This window comes from Paramaledivibacter caminithermalis DSM 15212 (genome assembly GCF_900142245.1).
In the GTDB taxonomy this organism is placed as follows: domain Bacteria; phylum Bacillota; class Clostridia; order Peptostreptococcales; family Caminicellaceae; genus Paramaledivibacter; species Paramaledivibacter caminithermalis.
On record NZ_FRAG01000013.1, the window covers coordinates 51,720 to 74,774 of the forward strand.

At 32.6% G+C, this 23,055-nt stretch carries 21 protein-coding genes; 3 read left to right on the forward strand and 18 right to left on the reverse strand.

Going from position 1 to position 23,055, the window contains the following annotated elements:
- Positions 1-33 precede the first annotated feature (33 nt).
- The 5 genes from BUB36_RS07045 to BUB36_RS07065 all read right to left on the reverse strand — a co-directional run bounded on the left by BUB36_RS07045 (position 34) and on the right by BUB36_RS07065 (position 7,726).
- Positions 34-1,770, reverse strand: a complete 1,737-nt coding sequence (locus tag BUB36_RS07045; protein WP_073148451.1) for an acyl-CoA dehydrogenase family protein — start codon at positions 1,768-1,770, stop codon at positions 34-36.
- A gap of 261 nt (positions 1,771-2,031) precedes the next feature.
- Complete coding sequence (locus BUB36_RS07050; protein WP_330390444.1) at positions 2,032-3,294, reverse strand: acetyl-CoA C-acyltransferase; 1,263 nt, start codon at positions 3,292-3,294, stop codon at positions 2,032-2,034.
- Positions 3,227-5,566, reverse strand: coding sequence for a 3-hydroxyacyl-CoA dehydrogenase/enoyl-CoA hydratase family protein (locus BUB36_RS07055; RefSeq protein ID WP_073148455.1), 2,340 nt, complete (start codon positions 5,564-5,566; stop codon positions 3,227-3,229). Before BUB36_RS07055 ends, BUB36_RS07050 begins: the two co-directional genes overlap by 68 nt.
- A gap of 70 nt (positions 5,567-5,636) precedes the next feature.
- Complete coding sequence (locus BUB36_RS07060; protein WP_084111825.1) at positions 5,637-6,923, reverse strand: acetyl-CoA hydrolase/transferase family protein; 1,287 nt, start codon at positions 6,921-6,923, stop codon at positions 5,637-5,639.
- 14 nt (positions 6,924-6,937) lie between these two features.
- Positions 6,938-7,726 carry an enoyl-CoA hydratase/isomerase family protein gene (locus tag BUB36_RS07065; RefSeq protein ID WP_073148456.1) on the reverse strand — a complete coding sequence of 263 codons (789 nt, stop codon included), beginning with the start codon at positions 7,724-7,726 and terminating at the stop codon, positions 6,938-6,940.
- Positions 7,727-8,167: 441 nt separating this feature from the next.
- Here BUB36_RS07065 and pdxS point away from each other — a divergent pair, with 441 nt between their 5' ends.
- Complete coding sequence (gene pdxS, locus BUB36_RS07070; protein WP_073148458.1) at positions 8,168-9,046, forward strand: pyridoxal 5'-phosphate synthase lyase subunit PdxS; 879 nt, start codon at positions 8,168-8,170, stop codon at positions 9,044-9,046.
- 1 nt (position 9,047) lies between these two features.
- Positions 9,048-9,629 (forward strand): pyridoxal 5'-phosphate synthase glutaminase subunit PdxT, encoded by a 582-nt coding sequence (pdxT, locus tag BUB36_RS07075; RefSeq protein ID WP_073148460.1) that lies wholly within the window; start codon positions 9,048-9,050, stop codon positions 9,627-9,629.
- 115 nt (positions 9,630-9,744) lie between these two features.
- Here the strand turns inward: pdxT and BUB36_RS07080 are convergent, their stop codons facing one another.
- The 4 genes from BUB36_RS07080 to BUB36_RS07095 all read right to left on the reverse strand — a co-directional run bounded on the left by BUB36_RS07080 (position 9,745) and on the right by BUB36_RS07095 (position 14,147).
- Positions 9,745-10,443, reverse strand: a complete 699-nt coding sequence (locus tag BUB36_RS07080; protein WP_073148462.1) for a TVP38/TMEM64 family protein — start codon at positions 10,441-10,443, stop codon at positions 9,745-9,747.
- 60 nt (positions 10,444-10,503) lie between these two features.
- Positions 10,504-11,478, reverse strand: a complete 975-nt coding sequence (locus BUB36_RS07085) for a sulfurtransferase (RefSeq protein ID WP_073148464.1) — start codon at positions 11,476-11,478, stop codon at positions 10,504-10,506.
- Positions 11,479-11,563: 85 nt separating this feature from the next.
- Positions 11,564-12,337, reverse strand: coding sequence for a (Fe-S)-binding protein (locus tag BUB36_RS07090; protein WP_073148466.1), 774 nt, complete (start codon positions 12,335-12,337; stop codon positions 11,564-11,566).
- Between the two features lie 16 nt (positions 12,338-12,353).
- Positions 12,354-14,147, reverse strand: coding sequence for an FAD-dependent oxidoreductase (locus tag BUB36_RS07095; RefSeq protein WP_073148468.1), 1,794 nt, complete (start codon positions 14,145-14,147; stop codon positions 12,354-12,356).
- Between the two features lie 397 nt (positions 14,148-14,544).
- Between BUB36_RS07095 and BUB36_RS07100 the strand changes: the two genes are divergently transcribed.
- On the forward strand, positions 14,545-15,435 hold the full coding sequence (locus BUB36_RS07100; protein WP_073148470.1) for a LysR family transcriptional regulator: 891 nt from the start codon (positions 14,545-14,547) through the stop codon (positions 15,433-15,435).
- 386 nt (positions 15,436-15,821) lie between these two features.
- On the opposite strand, the gene BUB36_RS07105 is transcribed toward BUB36_RS07100, so the two are convergent.
- From BUB36_RS07105 to BUB36_RS07145, 9 genes are all read right to left on the reverse strand, one after another.
- Complete coding sequence (locus BUB36_RS07105; protein ID WP_073148472.1) at positions 15,822-16,823, reverse strand: phosphotransferase; 1,002 nt, start codon at positions 16,821-16,823, stop codon at positions 15,822-15,824.
- On the reverse strand, positions 16,798-17,508 hold the full coding sequence (locus BUB36_RS07110) for a TIGR04282 family arsenosugar biosynthesis glycosyltransferase (protein ID WP_242655737.1): 711 nt from the start codon (positions 17,506-17,508) through the stop codon (positions 16,798-16,800). The genes BUB36_RS07105 and BUB36_RS07110 overlap by 26 nt, the downstream gene beginning before the upstream one ends.
- Positions 17,505-18,179, reverse strand: coding sequence for a TIGR04283 family arsenosugar biosynthesis glycosyltransferase (locus tag BUB36_RS07115; RefSeq protein ID WP_073148476.1), 675 nt, complete (start codon positions 18,177-18,179; stop codon positions 17,505-17,507). The genes BUB36_RS07110 and BUB36_RS07115 overlap by 4 nt, the downstream gene beginning before the upstream one ends.
- A 22-nt stretch (positions 18,180-18,201) precedes the next feature.
- Entirely contained in the window at positions 18,202-19,230 is a 1,029-nt protein-coding gene (locus tag BUB36_RS07120; protein WP_073148478.1) for an ABC transporter ATP-binding protein, read from the reverse strand.
- A gap of 23 nt (positions 19,231-19,253) precedes the next feature.
- Entirely contained in the window at positions 19,254-20,060 is an 807-nt protein-coding gene (locus BUB36_RS07125; protein ID WP_073148480.1) for an ABC transporter permease, read from the reverse strand.
- 99 nt (positions 20,061-20,159) lie between these two features.
- Complete coding sequence (locus tag BUB36_RS07130; RefSeq protein ID WP_073148482.1) at positions 20,160-21,023, reverse strand: ABC transporter permease; 864 nt, start codon at positions 21,021-21,023, stop codon at positions 20,160-20,162.
- A gap of 4 nt (positions 21,024-21,027) precedes the next feature.
- The gene (locus BUB36_RS07135) at positions 21,028-22,266 is read right to left on the reverse strand and encodes an ABC transporter substrate-binding protein (RefSeq protein ID WP_073148484.1); all 1,239 of its coding nucleotides are present in this window, start codon (positions 22,264-22,266) and stop codon (positions 21,028-21,030) included.
- A 21-nt stretch (positions 22,267-22,287) separates the two neighbouring features.
- Positions 22,288-22,806, reverse strand: coding sequence for a YeeE/YedE thiosulfate transporter family protein (locus BUB36_RS07140; protein ID WP_073148486.1), 519 nt, complete (start codon positions 22,804-22,806; stop codon positions 22,288-22,290).
- 21 nt (positions 22,807-22,827) lie between these two features.
- The gene (locus BUB36_RS07145; RefSeq protein WP_073148487.1) at positions 22,828-23,055 is read right to left on the reverse strand and encodes a sulfurtransferase TusA family protein; all 228 of its coding nucleotides are present in this window, start codon (positions 23,053-23,055) and stop codon (positions 22,828-22,830) included.

Below are 23,055 nucleotides of genomic sequence, written 5' to 3' on the forward strand. Positions count from 1 at the left end.
TCTTTCTGCACTATTGAGTCTATTCAATTAAGATTATTCTTTACCAATTACAGCTCCATTCATTATATATGCACCATCAAGAATTTCAACAAATTCCTTCCAAAACTTCATGTCTTTTTTCTTGTCTATAATAGGCTTAGTCAAAGCTAATTCTTTTAAGAATTTTTCTTGCTCTTCAGTATTATTTTGGCTATTTAACTGGGTTAATGCATATCTATTTACATCTTTAACAAACAATGCAAACATCTGATCAATCAAATCTTCGTGTACATTCCTTAATTTAGCACCTTCTAATACGAGCTGAGCATATACTATCATTGTGTATATCTCTCCATAGTTAAGCATATAATCCATATTTTTAACTAATTTCTCGTCTGGTGCAGCATCAGCCAACATTTTTCTAAAGATTTCTACTTGGTTTAAGAATATTTTTACGTTAGGAATTTCTACACCTTCATATGCCTTTTTATAATCAGGAAACTTAACCTTTCTAAGTCCACCCATTCTTTGCGCAAATACATTAGAATCGTCCTTAGCTTCGTCACGTATTGGAATTTCTGGATAATGTATATTTCCAAAGAAATAATTCTTCATAAACTTAAGTACTAATGCCATATTTACATGGGCAGTACCCTCTAGTCTAAATAGATAATCCATAGTTCCATAGGCATCAGATATATAATTTTCATTTTCATAGCCCTTGGCACACACAACATCCATAATAAGTCTAACTACATCTCCACCTTGAGTTGTAACCTTCATCTTCTGAATTGGGTTAAACAATAAGTAACGTCTATCATTCTCAGACATGGATCTGAAGTAATCAAGACTTCTAAGTGCATATAATTTCATTGCATTGGTACGGCAAAAGGCTTCAGATAAAAATGATCTAATATGTGGAAAATCAGTAACCTTTCTACCATAGATAACACGTCTATTTGCATGGGTAATTGCTTCCCAAAATGCATGGGCAGCTATCCCTGCTGCTGCAAAGCCTAACTGGAATTTACCAATGTTTACTGATGATAATCCATCGGCAAAGGCTTCATCCCCAATCTTTAAAATATCCCTATCAGTAAGAGGATACTCTATCATTTCATATTCTCCAACTCTAGCCTGCCCTATTGATGGAGTTTCTATATCCTTTATATATTTATAATTCCTATGTCTGCTATCTACTACCCAATAAGTCCACTCACCTGTTTCAGAATTTTTACCTAAAGTAGTTATCTTAGGTGCTATTTGAGCATTTCCTATATAGTATTTATTACCATTAGCAACATATTTTCCATCACCAACTGGTTTGATTGTACATTCATTAGAATAGAGATCTGCACCATGTTCCTTTTCAGACATTCCAAAGGCAAATACATGTCCCTCTTCTAATTGAGCAGCCAATTCCTTTTTTTGTTCCTCATTTTTACTCATCCAAATTGGTCCTACACCCAGCACTGAAACCTGAAAAGGATATTGATAAGCTTCACCATAAAATGCAAGTATCTCACTCATTTCGCAAATTCTTGCTAAATCAAAACGAGAGTCATCTGCACCATATCCTTTAGCAGTTAACATTGTTGCAAATATTTTATGCTCTGCCTGATATTTTATCCAATCCTCCTGCCATCTATAAGCCTTATGATCTTCTCTTATTGCCCGTAAGCCTTTATTTTCAAAAAACTTTATAGTTTTAATCATTGCGTCATGGGTTTTTGGGTCAGCATGTTTTACATTATATTCACTTGGATTTAACAATACTGATTTAATTGACATTCTTATTCCCACCTTTTTTATATTAATTTTTTATATTAATGTGTCAACTCTGCACCTAAGCCATATATTTCTTAGGTGCAGGCTTCACTCCCGTGCATCTCTTCAATGTCCCAGGGCTATGACACATACTATTGATTTATTGATCTTTGAGACTGGTTATCTATATAGATTTCCAATAGTAAAACTTAATCTATACATGTACAAATACACAGTGCTTATAAGAGTTTAGAATATGTATAAATTAATAGTATTACTTGAGCTCTATAAAAGCTCAAATACAGCAGCTGCCCCCATACCACCGCCAATGCACATACTCACAACACCATATCTATTATTCCTACGCTTCATTTCTGAAAGCAGCTTAGCGGTTAAAAAGGAGCCAGTACAGCCTAACGGATGTCCTAATGCAATAGCTCCTCCATTTACGTTTACTTTTTCTTTATCTAAACCTAACTCATTGATACATGCTATAGCTTGAGAAGCAAAGGCTTCATTTAATTCAAACAGCTGTATATCCTCTTTATTTAAGCCTGCAATTTTTAAAGCTTTAGGAATTGCTTTAATTGGACCGATTCCCATAATTTCAGGATCTACACCTTTAGAAGCAAATGATCTAAACGCAGCTAATGGTTTTATTCCAAGTTCTTCTGCTTTTTCCCTTGATATAAGTACTACCACTGCTGCTCCATCACTCATTTGCGATGCATTTCCTGCCGTTACAGATCCTTTCATTTTGAAAACTGGTTTTAGCTTTGCTAAACCATCAATAGTTGCATTTGGTCTGACTCCTTCATCCTTATTGAATATAAAGGTTTCATTCTTTACTATTCCTGCATCATTAGTAACAGGTCTAACACCTTCTATAGGAATTATTTCCTCATCAAATTTTCCTTCAGCCTGTGCTTTAGCTGCCCTTCTATGACTTTCAACAGCAAACTCATCCTGCATCTGCCGTGTTACATTATACCTTACTGCAACATTTTCTGCTGTTAATCCCATTGCAGTATATGCCTCAGGATAATTTTCCATAAGATATGGGTTTGGTGTAATAATATTTCCTCCCATTGGAACTATACTCATGGATTCTACTCCACCAGCCATTACTATATCTGTTTGACCAGCCATAATGCTATTTGCTCCTATTGCTATTGATTGAAGTCCAGAGGAACAAAATCTATTTATCGTTTGAGCAGGCATACAGTTTGGTAATCCAGCCCTATGGGCAATAATTCTAGCAACGTTAAATCCCTGTTCAGCTTCGGGAAATGCACATCCCATAACAAAATCATCTATTTCTTCATGCTTCAACTGTGGTACTTTCTTTAAAACTCCTTTAATAACTTGAGCTGCAATATCATCTGGTCTAGTATATCTTAAACTTCCCTTTGGCGCTTTACCTATTGCAGAACGACCATAGGCTACTATAACTGCTTCTCTCATTTTACTGTCACCTCCATTAATTTCTAAGGGGTCTACCCTTGTTAAGCATATGCCCAATTCTTTGTAAGGTTTTTTCTTCTCCACAAAGACTAACAAAGGCTTCTTTCTCTAGTTCAAGAATTTGTTCTTCAGTAACATCTATGCCAGCGGGAACCTCTCCACCAGTTAAAATGTGAGCAACCTTATCAGCAATATAGGCATCATATTCTGAGATGAAGCCGCCTTTTAGCATAAAATCTATGACATATTGTAATGAAGCTTTTCCACTAGTTCCTAATACTTTAATTGTATTTTTCTGTAGTGGTCTAAATCCACTTTCAGCTAAATAAAGGACCTTTGCCTTAGCTTCATCTATCAAGTATTCCTTGCTCATTACAACATTATCACATTTTCTCATATAGCCATTTTTAATTGCATCATATCCGCTGCTTGATACTTTAGCCGTAGCAATATTTTTCCAAGCCTTTTTAATATGGGAAAGCATCTCTCCATTATTAACCTTACCTAGATTCTCTATACTACGAACCAATAATTCTTTAGTTCCACCACCAGCTGGAACAAGGCCTACTCCAACTTCTACAAGTCCCATATAGGTCTCAGCATGAGCTGAAACAAAATGAGAATGCATAGTTATTTCTGCCCCCCCACCTAAAGTCATTCCATAGGGAGCTACAACTACTGGTTTCTTACAATATTTAATTGCCATATTAGCCCTTTGAAACTTGTTAACCATGTCCTCTAATTCATTCCATTTCTTATCAGACGCTAATTTACCTACAAGCATTAAATTGGCACCTGCTGAAAAATTTTTGCTTTGATTACCAATTACTAATCCCTTATAATTTTTCTGAACTTCTTCTACTGCATCATATATCATGTCCATGACTTCATCTGTAATTGTATTACCTTTAGTTTTAAATTGTAGACATAAAACATCATCTCCAATATCAACTAAAGCAGCATGTCCATTATCCTTTACAATATTATTTTTAGGCGATGAAATAGTTATATAAGGAGTCTCAAAATCAACTTCATCATAAAATTTAACCTTATTAGCTGCCAATCTTTCTTCAATCCACTCTGGAATGACCTCTCCTTCTTTCTTCATTCTTGATACAGATTTCTTTAATCCAATTGCATCCCAAATAGCAAAAGGTCCTAATTCCCAGTTAAAGCCCCACATCATAGCATTATCTATTTCTTTGTAGTTATCTGTTATTTCTGGTATCTTTCTAGCACTGTATAGTAAGACATTTTTAATAGCTTCCCAAGCAAATTTATTTTCTTCTCTTTTACCATAAACTAAGGTCTCATACTTATTAGATGATTTAAGTGCTTCATTTATAGCTTCAAGCTTTTCTTTAACTAGTGCTACATACTCTTTTTTTTGTCTATCCCAAACAAGGATTTCTTTACCCCTTTCTGTCTTAATTTTCTTATAGAATCCTTGTTTTGTTTTATCCCCCAATTGTCCATTTTCAATTAAATCAACAACAAATTTGGGAACATTAAACTCTGACTTTTCTGCTTCATCATCTATATTATTGATAACGTTTTCAGCAACATGATGAAAAATGTCTAATCCAACCATATCTAAAGTACGGAAAGTAGCACTCTTTGGTCTACCCATAACATTACCTGTTAATTGATCTACTTTAGGTATGTCGTATCTATATTTCTCCATAAGCTGTATCGTATTAGCAATAGCATATGTTCCTATTCGATTACCTACAAAATTAGGAGTATCCTTTGCCAATACAACTCCCTTACCTAATTTTTTAGTACCAAATTCAGTCATAAAATCAACTATTTCAGGTAAAGTATGCTCCCCAGGTATTAGCTCAAACAACTTCATATAACGAGGTGGATTGAAGAAATGTGTACCTAAAAAGTGTTGTCTAAACTCTAAAGGCATATCTCCTACTATTTTATTTATTGATACTCCAGAAGTATTTGATGACACTATACTACCTAGTCTACGATATTTATTTATCTGTTTCATAAAATTCTTTTTAACTTCCAAATTTTCAACGATAACTTCAATAATCCAGTCACAATCCTTTAACACATCCATGTTATCACTAAAGTTACCTACTTCAATCATATCTCCAAAGGCTTCATCATATATTGCTCTATTTTTAGGATTAGTAACTCTATCTTTTCCCGCCTGTGCAAAACGATTTCTAACTACAGGACTATCTAGTGTCAGCCCCTTAGCCTTTTCCTTTTCAGTTAATTCTCTAGGCACTATATCCAATAGACAAACAGGTATCCCTGCTCCTACTATATGGGCTGCAATTCCAGCTCCCATAACACCTGCCCCTAACACTGCCACTTTATTTATATTAAAATCCATTAGTCTTCCCTCTCTTTCTAAAGTGCATATCTTAAATATAAATTATTAGTTAAGAAATCCCATTTAATTACTATTCTTTAATCAAACCTGCCTCAATAGCTTCTTTTCTTAATTGATTTCTAAAATAAGGATGTGCTATAGAAATTAAGGCATTTACTCTATCTTTAATTGGTTTATTAAATATATCAGCTATACCATATTCAGTTACAATGTACATAGCATCGCTTCTAGGGGTTGTAACAACTGCTCCTGGAGGAAGAACTGATGTTATTGTAGACTTAAGCTTTCCATCCTTATCTTTAGTTGTAGATGCTAGACAAATAAAGCTCTTTCCACCTTTAGATATTCCAGCACCCCTTACATAGTCCAATTGTCCACCAGTAGAGCTATATTGTCTAAATCCAATAGATTCTGAGCAAACCTGTCCTGTTAAATCAACCATTAAGCAAGCATTAATTGATACAAAATTTTCATTTTTGCCAATTGCATATGGTTCATTTACAACATAGATAGGAGCAAGTTCAACCTTCCCTTCTCCAACAAACTCATATAACTCTTTACTTCCTAAACCAAATCCTGCATACATTTTTCCATTAATAACATCTTTTTTAGCAAGATAAACCATTGAATCAGTAAACATTTCAGTATGTACAGATAAATCCTTTTTAGACTCTAGTCCATAGCCTATTGCATTAGCTAAACCACCAAGTCCAATCTGAATGGTTGATCCATCTGAAATATTTGGAAGAATTAACTCTGCAATTTTTTTATCTGTTTCAGTTGCTTCGGGTTGTGGTAATATTGGCAGTTCATGATCAAATTCACATATATAATCTACTTCACTTACATGAATCCTATGCTTTATACCCTTAACCTTTGGTTGATATTTGTTAACTTGAACTATTATTTTATCTGCTAAATCAGCAACTAATCCATTTGCAGAAACCCCCATAGGTCCATAATACATATAACCTTCTTCATCGGGCATAGAAACATCTGCTAGTAGAACATTCGGTTGAAAATTAATTATAGCTTTATCTAGTCTTGAAAGATGAACTGAGTTTATATTTACATTTCCAACTTTATAAAAGGCTCTAGCATAACCTCCATAGAAAGTTGTATGATAATTAATACGACCTATATATTCAGGTGATTTCAAAAACTTAAATGGATAAAGCACTAATGCTGACATTAAGTCCACATTCTCTAATTCTCCTACACGATCTGAAATTGCCTCTAACAATTGAATAGGTGCTGCTGAACAACATCCAAACCATGCTTTATCTCCAGATTCTATTTTTGAAGCAGCCTCCTCAACTGACACTAGCTTACTCTCATAATATTTTTTCCAATCCACAATTAATCCCCCTTTTATTTGCCTTGGAAGTTGGCTTTTCTTTTTTCTATAAAGGCAGTTACACCTTCTTTGAAGTCCTCTGATTGTCCACATCTCACTTGATGCTCTACTTCTTTCGCTATAAAGCTCTCAAACTCCTTATATTCACTTTCAAAAATCAAATCCTTCATTCCTGCATAAGCTAAAGAAGGTCCACTAGCTAATTTAAGTGCAAAATTTTCTACAGTAGCCTTTAACTTTTCTAAAACCACTACCTTATTAACTAATCCTAAACCAAGGGCAGTATTAGCATCTATCGGTTTACCTGTCATGATTAATTCAGTAGTCTTAGCCACACCTATAGCACGAGTGAGCAAATATACTCCTCCAGCATCGGGAACTAATCCAATATTTACAAAGGCTTGTATGAAATTAGTGTTTTCTGCTGCAATTCTAAAATCACAAGCTAATGCTACGTTAAAGCCCGCTCCTGCTACTGGTCCACTTACAGCTGCTATAACTGGTTTTAATAATTTCTTTATTTTTAGTGAAACCTTCCCAACCTTTTCAATTGCTCCAACAAAGTCTAATTCTTCTCCTTTTATGCCTTTATACATCATTCCGATATCGCCACCAGCACTAAAACCTTTTCCTGCACCAGAAATAACTATAACCTTTACAGAATCATCTTCTGCACACATATCCAAAGCAATTAATAAATCATCAATCATAGCTTCATCTAATGCGTTCAAATTTTTGGGGCTATCTAATACAATTGAAGCTATTCCCTTTGAAACAGAATACCTTATCTTTTTAAAGTTCAAAATTAGCACTCCTTTCACCCTTTTTCTATACTTGTTTAATATATTGAGCAAAAACAATGCCAACTTAGAATCCGCTAAATAACTATGCAGAAATCTTTTATTGGTGCAAAGATTGTACACCAAGTGAAATTTTCGTACTAAATATAAACAATTTCTTTGATATTTACTTAATTTGTATTAGACATAAAAATTTTGAATAAAACTCTATTCACCCTCAAACAAATTTGGAGTTACTAAAAATTTAAACAAATCTTAAATAAACATTATTAGCTACTAAACCCATAATCCTCCGTAAATATTTTTCTATATTAAATTTATAAATCATATTGACATGGATACAATTTTATGCAAAAATAAAATTGTGATGTTATTGTATTTGTATCTATTGTGTTTCTATAGATACATTATAGTTACAATTTTAAAATATAAGGGGGATTTATAATGAGTAAAAGATATGAGTTAAATAAGAACTTAGCCGAAATGCTTAAAGGTGGCGTTATCATGGACGTTATGAATCCAGAGCAAGCTAGAATTGCTGAAGCTGCTGGAGCATGTGCGGTTATGGCATTAGAAAGAATTCCTGCAGACATTAGAGCTAAAGGTGGTGTTTCAAGGGCTTCCGACCCAAAAATGATCAAAGAAATTCAAGCAGCTGTTTCTATTCCAGTAATGGCTAAGGTGAGAATTGGTCATTTTGTTGAAGCTCAAATCCTTGAAGCCTTGGAAATCGATTATATAGATGAAAGTGAAGTATTAACGCCTGCCGATAATGTATACCACATCGATAAAAGTAAATTTAAGGTACCATTTGTTTGTGGTGCTAAAAATCTAGGTGAAGCTTTAAGAAGAATCAGGGAAGGAGCTTCAATGATTAGAACTAAGGGAGAACCAGGTACCGGTGATGTTGTTGAAGCTGTAACTCATATGAGAAGAATGAATGAAGAGATTAGATATATCAAGTCCTTGACTGATGAACAATTAATGACTGCTGCTAAAGATATGGGTGCTCCATATGAATTAGTCAAATATGTAAATGAACATGGTAAATTACCTGTTGTTAACTTTGCTGCTGGTGGAATTGCTACTCCTGCCGATGCTGCCTTAATGATGCAATTAGGCTGTGATGGTGTTTTTGTTGGATCGGGAATTTTTAAATCAGGTAATCCTAAGAAAAGAGCTGAGGCAATCGTTAAGGCTGTAACTCATTACAATGACCCTAAGGTATTAGCTGAAGTATCTGAAGATCTTGGTGAAGCAATGGTTGGCATTTCAGTAAGTGATATAAATGCAAATAATAGAATGGCTGATCGTGGGTGGTAAAATGATTATAGGTGTTTTAGCATTACAAGGTGCCTTTAGAGAACATATGAAATGCCTCAAAAAAATTGGTATTCATGGTAAGCTTGTAAAAAGCAATAAAGACCTAGAGGGCATAGATGGAATCATTTTACCAGGTGGTGAGAGTACCGCCATGGGAAAACTACTTGTAGATTTTAATATGAAGGAGAATCTCTCTAATAAAATCAAAAACGGTCTTCCAGCTTGGGGTACATGTGCAGGTATGATACTACTTGCTAAAAAAATCGATGGAGAAAATAAGGCTCATCTTGGAGTAATGGATATAGATGTAAAAAGAAATGCTTATGGTAGACAACTGGGTAGTTTTTCTACTGAAAAAATAATCCCTGAGATTTCTGATGAGCCAATTGAATTGGTTTTCATTCGAGCACCTTATATAAACAGTGTAAATAACGGTGTAGACATTTTATGTGAGGTTGACGGAAATATTGTAGCCGCAAAGCAAAGAAACATCCTTGTCACATCATTTCATCCTGAGCTTACTGAAAATAGAGCTTTTCATAGATATTTTGTTAAAATGATAAAAAATAATAAATCTGTCTAACAGCATGATTTTAGGTTGTAGTTTATAGGTTGAAGGTAGTATAGGTTGTAGTCTATCCCCCATGGATTTTAATAGACAAAGTATTCAAAAACAACCTTTTACCTTCAACCTATTTTTATTTCAACTCATCCATATTAATACCTTTTTTCTTTGCAATATACTTAGGAATTAATGAGATCAAAAATAATATAATACCCGCTGCGGCAAATTTAATTAACAATCCTGCTGAAAATCCATTTGTTACTATTTCACCAGCCATATATGCATAGATAAATGCTCCTGGTGCCATACAAATCAATGATACGATAAAATATGTGCTTAATTTAATTTTAGTTAATCCATAGGCATAATTTTGGAAAGAAAATGGAAATACAGGAACTAAACGAGTTAGTATTAAAAAACTTGTACCGTTCTTCTCAACTCCATCATCTATCTTTTTAAACATTTCATTTTGTCCAATTTTGTCCTCAATCATACCTCTAGCCACATACTTTGCAACCAAAAATGCTGCTGTGGCACCAAGAGTAGCTCCTAGTAATGATACAACACCACCTATTATTGGTCCAAAGGCTATTCCAGCTATTATGGTAAGCATTGATCCTGGTAACATGAATACACAAGATGCTATAAATACTAAAATAAAAACAAGATAACCCCATACACCAAATGACTTAAAAAACGCTTGCATGGCTTCAACATCTTGAATCTTACTAACTAAACCAGTTTTCCAAGCTATGAAAAAGCCTATTGCGATTACAAGTACTGCAATGACTAATTTCCCTGAACTTTTCTTTTTATCTTGTGTCTTTGACATGAAAAACACCTCCTAATTAAAATATAAGGGGAGGGGGACCCCCACCTATATCAATACATATTATTTTATTTCTCCAGTTTCAACTGGTAAGTCTTTATTATAGCTCCACTCAATCCATGACCCATCATAATTCTTTACATTTTTATATCCAAGAAGATGACTTAAAACAAAAGTTGTATGAGCTGAACGAACTCCTGATTGACAATATGCAATTATAGTTTTATCAGGTGTTACACCTTTGGACTCGTATATTTCCTTCAACTCTTCAACAGTCTTAAAAGTAGTATCTTCACCTTCTCCTACATTGATAGCATTTTTATATTCTATAAATACGCTTGATGGAATTCTTCCCTTTCTAAAAGCACCTGATTTTAAATCTTCGCCTGTTGCTTCTTTAATAGAGCGAGTGTCTAATATTATTACATTTGGATCATTTATAGCTGCTTTAACATCCTCCAAAGTAGCTAATTTACTTAAATTTTCCTTACCATCAAATTTATATTCAGTTTTAGTTATTTCTGGCTTTTCAGTAGTTGTTTTAAATCCTGAAGCTTTCCAACCATTTATACCACCATCGATTAAAGCCATCTTTTTATGTCCAATAATCTCTAATTGCCATAAAAATCTAGCTCCATCATAGTCGCCCTTTGCATCATAAAGAAGTATCATCGTATCATTATCTATGCCAATATCGCCTAAAAGCTTAACAAGTTTTTCTGACTTGCTTCTCATACCACCAAATTCATATTCACCCTCATCAGCACTATAATCTGGTCTCCATATATTTACAGCCTTTGGAATGTGTCCAAGTAAGTACTCAGCAGATTTTCTAATATCAATTACTACAACTTTTTCATCTGACTCAATCAGTTCCTTTGCTTTTTTAGCACTTACTATAACTTCTGGATTTGCATACTTATCATATTTTGTTTCTTGCTTCTTTAATTCATCTTCTGTTTTTTGAACAGGTGTATTACATCCAACTAGTCCAATAACTAACGTTAAGGCTAAAATTAATAATAAAAACTTCTTCATAATTCTTCCTCTCCTTTGTTGTTAATAATTAAACATATTAATATTTATTTATAGGGAAAAATTTTCTTTCCCTTATAGATCTGCCTTACTTTAACACTTTATTTATATTTTTCTTTGATTTATATCTGTTTGCCCAGCTAGTAACAGGACTGCCTGGCACTCCTGGAAATTCAGATTTAGAATTCCATGTTTCTCCGAATATTAAATCAAGTATATGAACAGCTTTCTTACCACCCTTAACCATTGATTCTCTACATGCCGCACAATATGCTACAACATAATCTGATTTCATTTCTGATGTTCTTCTCTTCATAACTCTTAAAGCTAACTCTGGATTAGCTGGCACAACCATTCCTCCAAAGCCACAACATCTTGTATTTTCCCTAGTATGAGGTGGTTCTTCAACCTTATATCCTAATTCATTCATAATCCATCTTATTCCATCATGAATTGACTTTACATTTCTAGTGGGACATGAATCATGGATGGCAAATACGATATCACTATCTTTTCCTTTTCCAATGGCTTCTTTAGGCAAACCAATCTCAGGTAATAGCTGCCATAATGAAGTAACTTTTTGATTTGGACTATATTCAGACATAGTCATGTAACATGACTGACAAGCAACTATTATTTCTTCTGCTCCTAACTTATCAACTTCTGCTTGAAATTGACTATATCTTTCTTTAAATTTATCCACCTGCCCTAGAGCCTTCGTTGGCTTACCGCAACACTTTAATATTGCTCCAGTACCTGGTAGTTTCTCCTGTAAATATTCTAAAGTTCTTTTCACTGCTTCTGGATTATAGGATGGTAAACTACATCCTGGAATAAAAACTCTCTTTGTTTTAACAGTCATAATAGTGCCTCCCCCCTTATTTTTTAGCTGGTCTAGCAGTATTAAATAATTTTGAGAAACCTAGAGCCTGATGAACCTCGATAGCTCCGTGTCCCTTAATAGGTGACTTCCCATCATTGGCTTTAATCATAAGCTTTCTAATATCCATAAATCTATCCTTTATCTCAAAATCCTTTGGACAAGCAATAGTACATTGACTACACATATTACATGAATAAGGTATTATTGGATCTACTTCACCAGTTTTTAAGATATTTTCAAATAAATCCTTAGGACATTCACAATAGTCACCAAGCATCTCACATTCCTTCATACAAAGCTTACATTCACATTTTAGACATCTAGAAGCTTCATTGATAGCCTGTTCTTCTGTAAAACCTAAATCAACTTCTTCAAAGCTTTTTACTCTCTCTTTTGGATCCCTTTGGGTCGTTTTTATTCTTGGAATATCAATATCGTCTTCCTTTAAATCTGTTTCGAGCCAAGTTTCATAAGCTCCTTCATATTCTCTGTCCTCTAGCATATCTTGATTATTAAAGAATCTATCTACAGATATTGCAGCTTTTCTACCTTCTGCCATGGCTTCTATAGCTATAACGGATCTGCCACTGGCATCTCCTGCTACAAAAACATTTTCTATTTTGGTTTGAAGTGTTATAGGGTCTACTTTAAATTTTCCGCCCCTTATAGTTTCTAGGTCACCCTCTTGATCAAAGGAATTATCTACTGCCTGTCCTACAGCAAAAACAACATTATCAACATCCAATATTTTCTTCACATTTTCATCATACTTAGGATTAAATTTACCATCTTCATCAAAAACAGATACACATTTCTTTATTTCAAAGCCTGATACCTTTCCGTTATTTCCTACGATTTTTACAGGCCCAAAGCCATCATGTAAAATTATGCCTTCTTCTTCTGCTTCCTCAATCTCCCAATCATGGGCAGGCATCTCAGGTCTACTTTCTAAGCATACAAGGTGTACCTCTTCTGCTCCTACTCTTCTAGCACTCCTTGCAACATCTATAGCAACATTTCCTCCACCAATAACTGCAATTTTCTTTCCTATATCGTATTTTCTAGTCAAGCTGACTTCTCTTAAAAAGTCAACTGCATTTAGTACCCCATTTAAATCATGTCCAGGTATTGGAATAACTACTCCTTTATGAGCTCCTACTGCTATTATTACTGCATCAAAGTCGTTTTTTAAGCTTTCAAAGGAAATATCTTTTCCGATTTCAACACCCATTTTGAATTCAACACCTATATCCTTTAATAAGCTATATTCATGGTCAATAATATGTCTAGGTAATCTATACTCAGGTATACCAACCCTCATCATTCCACCAACTACCTGAAGTCTTTCAAATACCGTTACCTTGTAGCCTTTTCTCCTTAAATCCAGTGCTGCTTGTGCTCCAGCTGGGCCTGCCCCAATTACAGCTATTTTTTGAGGCTTTTCTACTTCAATTGTTAGATTCCAATCCTTTTTATCGTCATAGTTATCAGCAGCAAATCTTTTTAAAGCTGCAATTGCCATGGGCTGCCTAAATGCCTCTTCTCTTTTACATTTTTCTTCACAAGGATGGGCACAAATTCTGCCTAGCGTAGCTGGCAAAAAAAGCTTTTCTCTAATTAGATTTATAGCTTCCTTATGCTTTCCTTCTCCAATTAAGTTTACATACCCCTTTACATCTGTATGCATTGGACATGTAGCTTGACAATAGGGCGGTGCATCACCCATACAATTATCTACTATATCCTGCATTTTATCCAAAACTTGTTTTGGATAAGTTATTTTTTTCATACCTTTGCCCCCTTCTTTTTCAACACGGATTGTTTATATAAAAACAACCTTTGTTAAAAACTCTACAATTTATAATATAATTATAATATAATTTTTCACAAATACTTAATAAGTATTATTTATGATATATAATAATCACTTATTATATAGATTTCCCATAGTAAAATTTAATTTATATATATTAAAATATCCAATGCTTTTGGGGATTTTTGATATGTATAAATTAACTGTTTTACTGGAATATCTATATAAATTCCCCATAGCAGACCTTAATTTATTTATATATTCTTTTTGATATAAAAGTAACAAATACCACAACTAATTATGTTATAATAATATATAAACAAAATTTTAAATTACTTGTTTTCCAATAGTTTTTTATATAATGGAGGATTATATGAATATACAATATTTAAAGGCTTTCTATATGACTGTAAAAGCAAATAGTATTTCAAAGGCTGCTAAACTTCTACATTTGACACAACCAGGTCTTAGTATGCAAATACAATCATTAGAGAAAGAGCTGGGTGTTAGTCTCCTAAACAGAAGTAATAAGGGAGTTGAACTTACTGAAGCTGGTAAGATTGTTTTCGATTATGCAACAACTATATTATCTTTGCAGGATAATATAGAAAGAGACCTAGCAAATCTAAAATCAGATAAAAAATACCTTCTTATAGGTTCTTGTAAAGCCGTTGGTGAATATGCCCTGCCTTGTAGCATATACATGTATAAACAAAATAATAAGGATGTAGATATAAATTTAGAGATAAGTAATACAAGTGCAGTGGTTCAAGCCCTCATTAGCAGAACAATAAATATTGGAGTATTGCATGGTTATAAAAGCAATAAAGATCTTATAATTCAAAATATTACCTCAGATAGATTATTATTAGTTACATCCCTACCCTTAGTAAAAGATAAGATATCAATAAATGAACTAAAACGTCTGCCTTTAATATTCAGAGAAGATGGTTCAGGCACTAGAAAAACTATACTTGAGGCTCTAAAACCCCATGGGATAAAAGATAATGACCTGAATATTATTTACGAGCTTAACTCTATGGAAGCCATAAAAACTTCTGTTATTGCAGGTAAAGGTATATCCTTTATACCAGAATTAACAATTAAAAGAGATTTAAAAGACGGAGTTTTAAAACCTATTGAAATAGAAGGATTAAAGATTCATAGCGATTTCTATATCGCATATAGAAAAGATTATAATCTCACTCCCTTTGAATCTGATTTCATAAACTTTATAAAATCATCAAAACGAGGATTTTGTTAATAGAGTTACAAGTTCCATGTTCTAAGTTACAAGTTTTCAGTTCATTGTTTAAAGTATATAGATGTAAAGTACAACTATAGATATTCTAGTAAAACAATTAATTTATACACATCAAAAATCCCCAAAAGCTTTGGATATTTTGATATGCATAAATTAAGTTTTACTATTGGAAATCTATATAAAAAGCTTTTAGAAAAATTTTAATAAAAAAGAATAGTACTCTTTATTCTTTTTACATGCTCAATAATTTGATTCATTATTATAGATAACCAAATTTATAATACTTTAGAGTTGGTTATCTATATATTAGAAAAGCCCTTAAAAACTTTGACATCCTCAGAGCTTTATCCTATAAACATACAACATCTAACCTTCAACTTTTTTATTTACATATACCCTTTAAGTAAGCTTTTCATAAAATCTATATTTAGATACTGTTCTATCTTCCTAAAGGTGTCCATATTCTTAATATTTTTATCGGGTTTTTGATACTCAAGCCATGCATAGGCACACCATGATAATGCTCTTAAGTATAGATATGGGCTATACAGATGTACTCTTTCTCTGATGTTCTTATCTCCTCCGTCTAAGCTTTTTATATAGGTCTTAAAGAAGTTATCTTTTTCTTCTTTAGTAAGTATATAATTAGCTTTCCAAAGAGTAGTTGTTGGAGCTAAAAATTGAGTTATATCTTGGCATGGGTCACTTATAACAGGTTTTTCCCAATCTATTAGATAGCTGCTTCTATCTCCAATAATGAAATTATGAGAATTTACTTCGGTATTATTGATAACATGCCATTTGTTTTTAATAAAATACTTTTCTCGATTTCTATTTTTCTCAGCCCAGTTTAAAAAATTATAGAAAAAGTTCTTTAATTCTTTGTTTACTATGGGAGATTCTAAATAATTCTTTAATAGTCTTTTACCTTCTAAAATCCTATCACTACAAATATTTTCTTCAATAATAAAACAATCGCCAATAGTATTTATATCTATAGAATGTATTTTAGCAAATATTTTAGCAGCCTTTGCTAAATCTTTATCGTACTCAAGGGGTCTGCCTTCTAAAAACTCCATAATCAAAATACCATAATCAAAAAATTCCTTTGTATCATCAACAAAATAGACCTTTGGAGTTACTCCACTTATTTCTAAAGCTTTTATGGCATTATACTCATAGCTTATCTGATTAGTAAGTTCTAGTTGGCTTCCCGTGTTAACCCTAAAAACATACTTGGTTTTTTCGTCATCTATGATAAAGTTTATATTATATTCTCCCTGTGCTAAAAAATCCACATTAAAACTTCTATCTATTTTCAAATCCAAAAAAATTTTTTTCTTTAATATATATTCTTTTATTTTATCCTTTAGAGTATCCTTTAACATAGTGTTTATCACTCCACAAGTTATTCAAATAATTTATTGTATTATATGGCACAACATCTAATCTATCTTTCTTATTATCAATTTCCTCTATAAAAGCTATTAAATCCTCTTTAGTATCTATATCTCTAAATTTATTTGCAAATCCTATTTCTAGGTCTAAACCATTAGCAATATCAATAGTACCTTCTAGAACCGACTTGTTTCCCCATTTTAATTTGTCCTCAAATAAATTCTCATAAGCCTTTTTCATACCAATGAAATAATATCCCCCATCAGTCGTTGGACCCAATACAACATCGGAATTTTCTAAAACTTCAAAGGATTTTTTAATATCATCAGGTTGAATATCTGGGATATCAGCTCCCATAAGGGCTAATTTAGTGTAGCCTTTATTAAAAAGATATCTAAAACCATTGAACATTTTTTCTCCAAGATTCTTGCCATGTTGCGGAAAACACTTTATATAACCAGGAATATAGTCTTTCATCAAAAAAAATGATTCCTCTGGAGTATAGGTTAAATATATATCTATATCCTCTTTTATAAATTCAAATACATTAAACAAGTCCAATAAAAAACATTTATGGAGATTTGCACATTCTTCTCCAGATAAAATTTTCATAAGTCTCGTTTTAGTTCTACCTGGCATAGGTACTCTTGTCATTAGTATTAAAGCTTTCATCATCTTGCCTCCCTATATATTTCCTTTAGCTTCGAGGGAGATACACCTAGTACATATAATATTTTTATTTTATGCATCAGTAATAGAGTTTTAAGCTGTCCCCCATTTTTAAATCTTCTCGCTGATGTTCCGATAGGTAAGCTAAGTATACTAACTTTTCCTGACTTATAAAGTTTCTTAGATAGTTTCCAATCTTCCATAAGCTCTATATCTGGATACCCTCCTATTTTTGTAAAAACATCCCTTTTTACAAAAATGCCTTGATCTCCAAAAATCAACCCGAGGAACTTAGCCCTTAAATTCGACGTTTTTGCTACAAATTTCATAAACAATGAATCATAATCATAAAAATATAAGGAAAATCCTCCACCTATACTACCTTTGTGTATGGCTCTTTCAATATATTCCAATGAACTATTATGAACCTTTGAATCCGAATGTAGAAACCAAAGTATATCTCCTAAAGCTACTTTAGCCCCCTCATTCATTTGCTTTGCTCTACCCTTTTCGCTGTGGATAACCTTAGCGTATTTAAATGCTTTCTCCACAGTTTTATCGTGACTTCCACCATCAACAACTATAATTTCCTTTTCCCCCTTCAATGAGTCCAACTCTATTAATAAATTTTCTATACTTTTTTCTTCATTTAGAACAGGAACAATTATAGATATCATATTTAGCACCTCATATTAAGAGTCATTCTGATTCAAAAAACACGATATTATCAAAATCAACCTTTAACCATACTTTCTGATTTACTTCAAAAATATTTTTTGAGTTAGTTATACATTTTAACTGTATATTATCAGCTATTAGTGTATAATAAATTTTGTCACCAGCATATTGTTTTGATAATATTTTCACCCACAAACCACAATTTTCTTCAGAATCAGTTATTTCTATTTCTTCAGGTCTAATCATAGCTATCACCTTAGAATATTTGTTAAAACTAGTCCTAAACTTTCCTATTCCACAATAAAAAATACCTTCCTTTATTTCACCTGTCAGATAATTTTTCTCACCAAAAAAATCTGCTACAGTAGTGGAAACAGGCTTTTCATAAATTTCCCAAGGACTTCCAAACTGTTTTATTTCTCCATCAAGCATAACTGCCACTTTATCAGATGTCATCAATGCTTCTTCCTTGTCATGGGTTACCAGTAAAGTCGTTATCTTAAGCTTTCTCTGTATATCACAAACAAAATTTCTCATAGATTCCCTAAGTCTAGTATCAAGATTTGAAAAAGGTTCATCTAGCAAAAGTACCTTTGGCTCTATAGCTAATGCCCTTGCTATTGCAACTCTTTGTTTTTGTCCACCAGAAAGTTCGTTTGGATATTTTCTCTCATGCCCATCTAATTTAACTAATTCAATCATTTCCTTTATCCGTGCTATCCTTTTAGCTCTCTTTATCTTAGCCATTTTAAGTCCAAAGCCTATATTTTCCTCCACAGTCATATGAGGAAATAAAAGATAATCTTGAAAAACTATTACAGCGCCCCTTTTTTCCACAGGGATATTAACAATGGATTTTTCATTAAAAAGTATATCTCCACAATCAGGAGAAATAAGACCTGCTATAATCTTTAAGGTTGTCGTTTTGCCACAGCCCGATGGACCAAGTAAAGAAACCATCTCACCTTCATTTACAGTAAAATTTATATCATTTAATACTCTCTTATTTTCAAAAACCTTAGATATATTTTTTAATTCTATCTTACACATTATCCATTCTCCTACCTAAATAGCTACATATAGAAATAATTTTCCCCTTTATAATAAGATCTAACTATTTTTTCTATTATCAGAAGAATAACTAAAGTTGATAATATAAATACTATGCTATATGAACAAGCCATCATCCTATCTCCACTTTGTATATATGGAAACATCAACATCGAAAAAGTTATAATTCTTCCACCACCTATTAAAAATGTCAGAAAATATTGACTAAAGGATACTATAAATACTAAACTTCCTGCCGACAATAACCCTGGAGCAATTAATGGCAAAGTAATTCTTATAAAAGTTTGGATAGAATTTGCTCCCAATACTCTAGCCTGCATTTCCATAGATTCTCCGATTATCTCAAAAACATTTGTAAGTATTCTTATACCATATGGTAAACAAGGAATCAAATGAACTAACACAACTCCTAAAACAGTATTAGCTAATCCAAGCTTAATAAAAGCAACATGAATTCCCATTGCAACTGCTATCGTTGGAACAATTATAGGTGCAAGAACTAATATCTTAAAAAAGTCTTTACCTTTAAAATTATATACTCCTAATGCCTTTGCAGCAGGAATACTTATCAAAAGAGTAATAACAGTAACTACGCTGGATAAACATACACTAAAGCAAAGAATTCTTATGGATTTATTATTAGGATTTAATATATATTCAAATGCTCTTATTCCAAAATCTCTAGGAACCAGGTTTGGCCAAGGCCATATTTTAACAAAGCTCCATAATAATACTACACCAAGTGGAAAAATTAATAAAAATATGATAACACACATTATAACTTTGGATATATAGCTATTTCTTTTCATTTCATTTTCCTTTCTCTATATCCTTGAAACGCTTCTAATATCTTAAATGGCTATCCTTTTTCACTGTTAATCGTCAACCAATAACCAGTTAGCCATAACTCACCCATTAAATTTTGAAATCAACTTAAAGGTTTTACTATAAAGCCATACCAAAAGGAATGAGTAAAATGTTAAAATCATATTTATAACCATAGTATAAGGCCTATGGGTTAAATCAGGATTTGTATATTCAATATATGCTTTTACTGGCAACGTTTTTGGATTAGTAGGTCCCAATAAATAAGGTACCTCAAAAGATCCAAAGGAGAATGAAAAAATTATTATAAATGATGACAATATACTTGGCATAATTAAAGGTAAAATGATTCTCCAAAAAACCTGTCTTTTATTAGCTCCTAAATTCAAGGCTGCTTCAGCTAATTTTTCGTTTATATTACTTAACACAGTATACACCACCATTGCAATAAAGGGTGTTTCTTTCCAAATATACGTAACTATTATACCAATTCCATTTTTATCAAATATTAAGGAAGGAAATTGAGCCTGTTCACTTATAAATCCTAATGAAAATAATACTCTTGCTAAAACCCCACTCTGGGTCAGCATATTATATACAAGCAGTGCCGCTATGGAGTGGGGTACTATTATAGGCAATTTATAAATTATCTCTTCAATTCCTTTTTTATGCTTACTTTGAAAAATTGAATAAGCCAGTAATACTCCAATAATAACTGATAAAACCGAAGATATAAGGGATATATATATACTAAATTTGAAGGAATCTATAAAACTTTTATCTAACAATACCTCTTTATAATATTTTAAAGTGAAATCATTAAGTCCTATAACTGGAAAATATCCTAAGCTCTGAAAAAATCCTAATACAAGCCCCATTGTGAATATCCCCAAGATTATTATCATAACTGGAGCAAGCATAATATAAGGCTTTAGTTTTTTATACAATTTCCTATTCACCCTCTACTGGTATGTTTTCCTGCCATATTTCTTCTATTATTGGTATTATATTAGCTGGCATTTCTGGAACTCTATGTTCTAACAGTACGCTTTGAGGAAGTGTCCCTTTTCCCAGCTTAATGTTCTCAAAGATTTTCTTTTCTGCCTCATTTAACTTACCATTGTCGATTACAGGTAAATCCCCCCAATTTTCAGGGTCATATTTTGAGCTTTGAGCTTCAATACTTAATATAAAATCAATAACTACTAAAGCTGCTGCTTTATTAGGAGCATTATAAGGTATCGTTAAGAAATGTGTATTGCCGATTGTTCCTCTATTAAGTATTGTTACACTACTTGTTTCTGGAAATTCACCAGTTACAATCTTACTTGCTACATGATTGGGATTATAGCTCATAGTCATTAAAACTTCATTATCTGCAAACATATTATCTAACTGAGCAATAGTAGCAGGATAAGTCTTACCTTCCTTCCATAAATATGGTCTTATTTCTTTTAAGAACTCCATTGCTGGTGCAACTTCCTTCTGTATCCTTTCCTTATCAGCTTCCATACTTATGAACTTTTCATAACCTACAATATCATATATTATATTTCTAACGAAGGCACTTCCTGTAAAATCTGGCGGTGCAGGATAGGTAAATTTACCAGGGTTATTTTTTACCATTTCTAGTATTTCTTCATGACTTTTAGGAGCTTTATCCAATCTAACTTTATCATAAATCATAACGAATTGTGCCTTCCCATAGGGTGCTTCATATCCATCTACAGCAAATCCAAAATCATACTTTACTTCTGGAGAATCCTTATCAATATATTTGTTAAAATTCGGTAGCTTTTCTGTGAAAGAACCTAACAATAAATCATTATTTTTAGCAGTATAAAAATTTTCACCGTTTATCCATACTATATCAATGTTACCTTTCTTTACATCTACTTGCTTTTCACCTAATAGTTTGTTTAATATATCATCTATATTCATGGGTACTCTATTAAAGGTTATATCATACTCTTCCTTAAGTCTCTTGGCTACGAAATCATCTAGCCATTCATTAGTTTTTTGACTTCCTCCCCATCCATAAAAATTAACTGTAGTACCCTTAGCATCTTCTAAAATATCTTTCCACTCCTTATCTAAGACATTATATTCTTCCTTGTTTGAATTATTGCCACACGCTGTCAAATTAACAACTAGCATTATCATTAGTAAAATAATTGATATTTTTTTCATGATATTACCCCCTCACATTTTTTAAAGTAAGAATTTAAATAGAAGCTTACATCCTATCCATGCTCCTACAAACATAAAAATTGCATATACCCATCCATGCAAGGAAAAAGACGGTATTGCGCTAAAGTATGCTCCAATATTGCACCCAAAGCTTAATCTACTTCCATATCCCATTAAAATTCCACCTAAAAGAGCAAATACTAATTGCTTTTTGCTTTTTATCTTCTTCCATTTAAACTCTGATGCTAATAATGCTGCTATTAGTGCTCCTAAAATAACTGCCAAATTTAATATCGTATATTCATTATTAAAAAAGGTCTTACCCTTTGTTAACTCATTTCCATATACATTAAAATAATACCAGTTCGAATGTTCAAGTCCAAATTTTTCTAATATTCCCATTCCCCAATATAAAAATCCACTGGTTATTCTCCATGTTTTACCAGAAAACCAAAAAAGAATTATATTGAGTATTGCTAAAATAATTCCTCCAACTACATAAGTCCAAGGTTTCTTTATTATCTTTTGATAAAATTTCATATAATCACCCTTAATCACCCTTTATCGTCTCTTCTCAATGTATATTTCCCATTCACCATCAGCCACTTCAGCATAATCAACTTCATGCCCTTGTTTCTTAGCCCATTCAATGACATTAGTTATTGAACAGCTGTGGTCAGTTTCCATTATTAAAACATCTCCGATTTTCATATTATTTAGTTTTTTTAATGCTTTGATAAGTGGTATGGGACATGCCTCATACATGCAATCTATTCTGACTTCTGCCAT

Excerpts from the sequence above, each read along its gene's own strand:
- BUB36_RS07055 (WP_073148455.1), bottom strand. The coding sequence starts at position 5,566 with ATGGATTTTAATATAAATAAAGTGGCAGTGTTAGGGGCAGGTGTTATG.
- BUB36_RS07105 (WP_073148472.1), bottom strand. The coding sequence starts at position 16,823 with ATGTTAAAGGATACTCTAAAGGATAAAATAAAAGAATATATATTAAAG.
- BUB36_RS07045 (WP_073148451.1), bottom strand. The coding sequence starts at position 1,770 with ATGTCAATTAAATCAGTATTGTTAAATCCAAGTGAATATAATGTAAAA.
- BUB36_RS07120 (WP_073148478.1), bottom strand. The coding sequence starts at position 19,230 with ATGTGTAAGATAGAATTAAAAAATATATCTAAGGTTTTTGAAAATAAG.
- BUB36_RS07080 (WP_073148462.1), bottom strand. The coding sequence starts at position 10,443 with ATGTCAAAGACACAAGATAAAAAGAAAAGTTCAGGGAAATTAGTCATT.
- BUB36_RS07095 (WP_073148468.1), bottom strand. The coding sequence starts at position 14,147 with ATGAAAAAAATAACTTATCCAAAACAAGTTTTGGATAAAATGCAGGAT.
- BUB36_RS07100 (WP_073148470.1), top strand. The coding sequence starts at position 14,545 with ATGAATATACAATATTTAAAGGCTTTCTATATGACTGTAAAAGCAAAT.
- BUB36_RS07125 (WP_073148480.1), bottom strand. The coding sequence starts at position 20,060 with ATGAAAAGAAATAGCTATATATCCAAAGTTATAATGTGTGTTATCATA.
- BUB36_RS07135 (WP_073148484.1), bottom strand. The coding sequence starts at position 22,266 with ATGAAAAAAATATCAATTATTTTACTAATGATAATGCTAGTTGTTAAT.
- BUB36_RS07110 (WP_242655737.1), bottom strand. The coding sequence starts at position 17,508 with ATGATGAAAGCTTTAATACTAATGACAAGAGTACCTATGCCAGGTAGA.
- pdxS (WP_073148458.1), top strand. The coding sequence starts at position 8,168 with ATGAGTAAAAGATATGAGTTAAATAAGAACTTAGCCGAAATGCTTAAA.
- BUB36_RS07090 (WP_073148466.1), bottom strand. The coding sequence starts at position 12,337 with ATGACTGTTAAAACAAAGAGAGTTTTTATTCCAGGATGTAGTTTACCA.
- BUB36_RS07145 (WP_073148487.1), bottom strand. The coding sequence starts at position 23,055 with ATGGCAGAAGTCAGAATAGATTGCATGTATGAGGCATGTCCCATACCA.
- BUB36_RS07085 (WP_073148464.1), bottom strand. The coding sequence starts at position 11,478 with ATGAAGAAGTTTTTATTATTAATTTTAGCCTTAACGTTAGTTATTGGA.
- BUB36_RS07115 (WP_073148476.1), bottom strand. The coding sequence starts at position 18,179 with ATGATATCTATAATTGTTCCTGTTCTAAATGAAGAAAAAAGTATAGAA.
- BUB36_RS07140 (WP_073148486.1), bottom strand. The coding sequence starts at position 22,806 with ATGAAATTTTATCAAAAGATAATAAAGAAACCTTGGACTTATGTAGTT.
- pdxT (WP_073148460.1), top strand. The coding sequence starts at position 9,048 with ATGATTATAGGTGTTTTAGCATTACAAGGTGCCTTTAGAGAACATATG.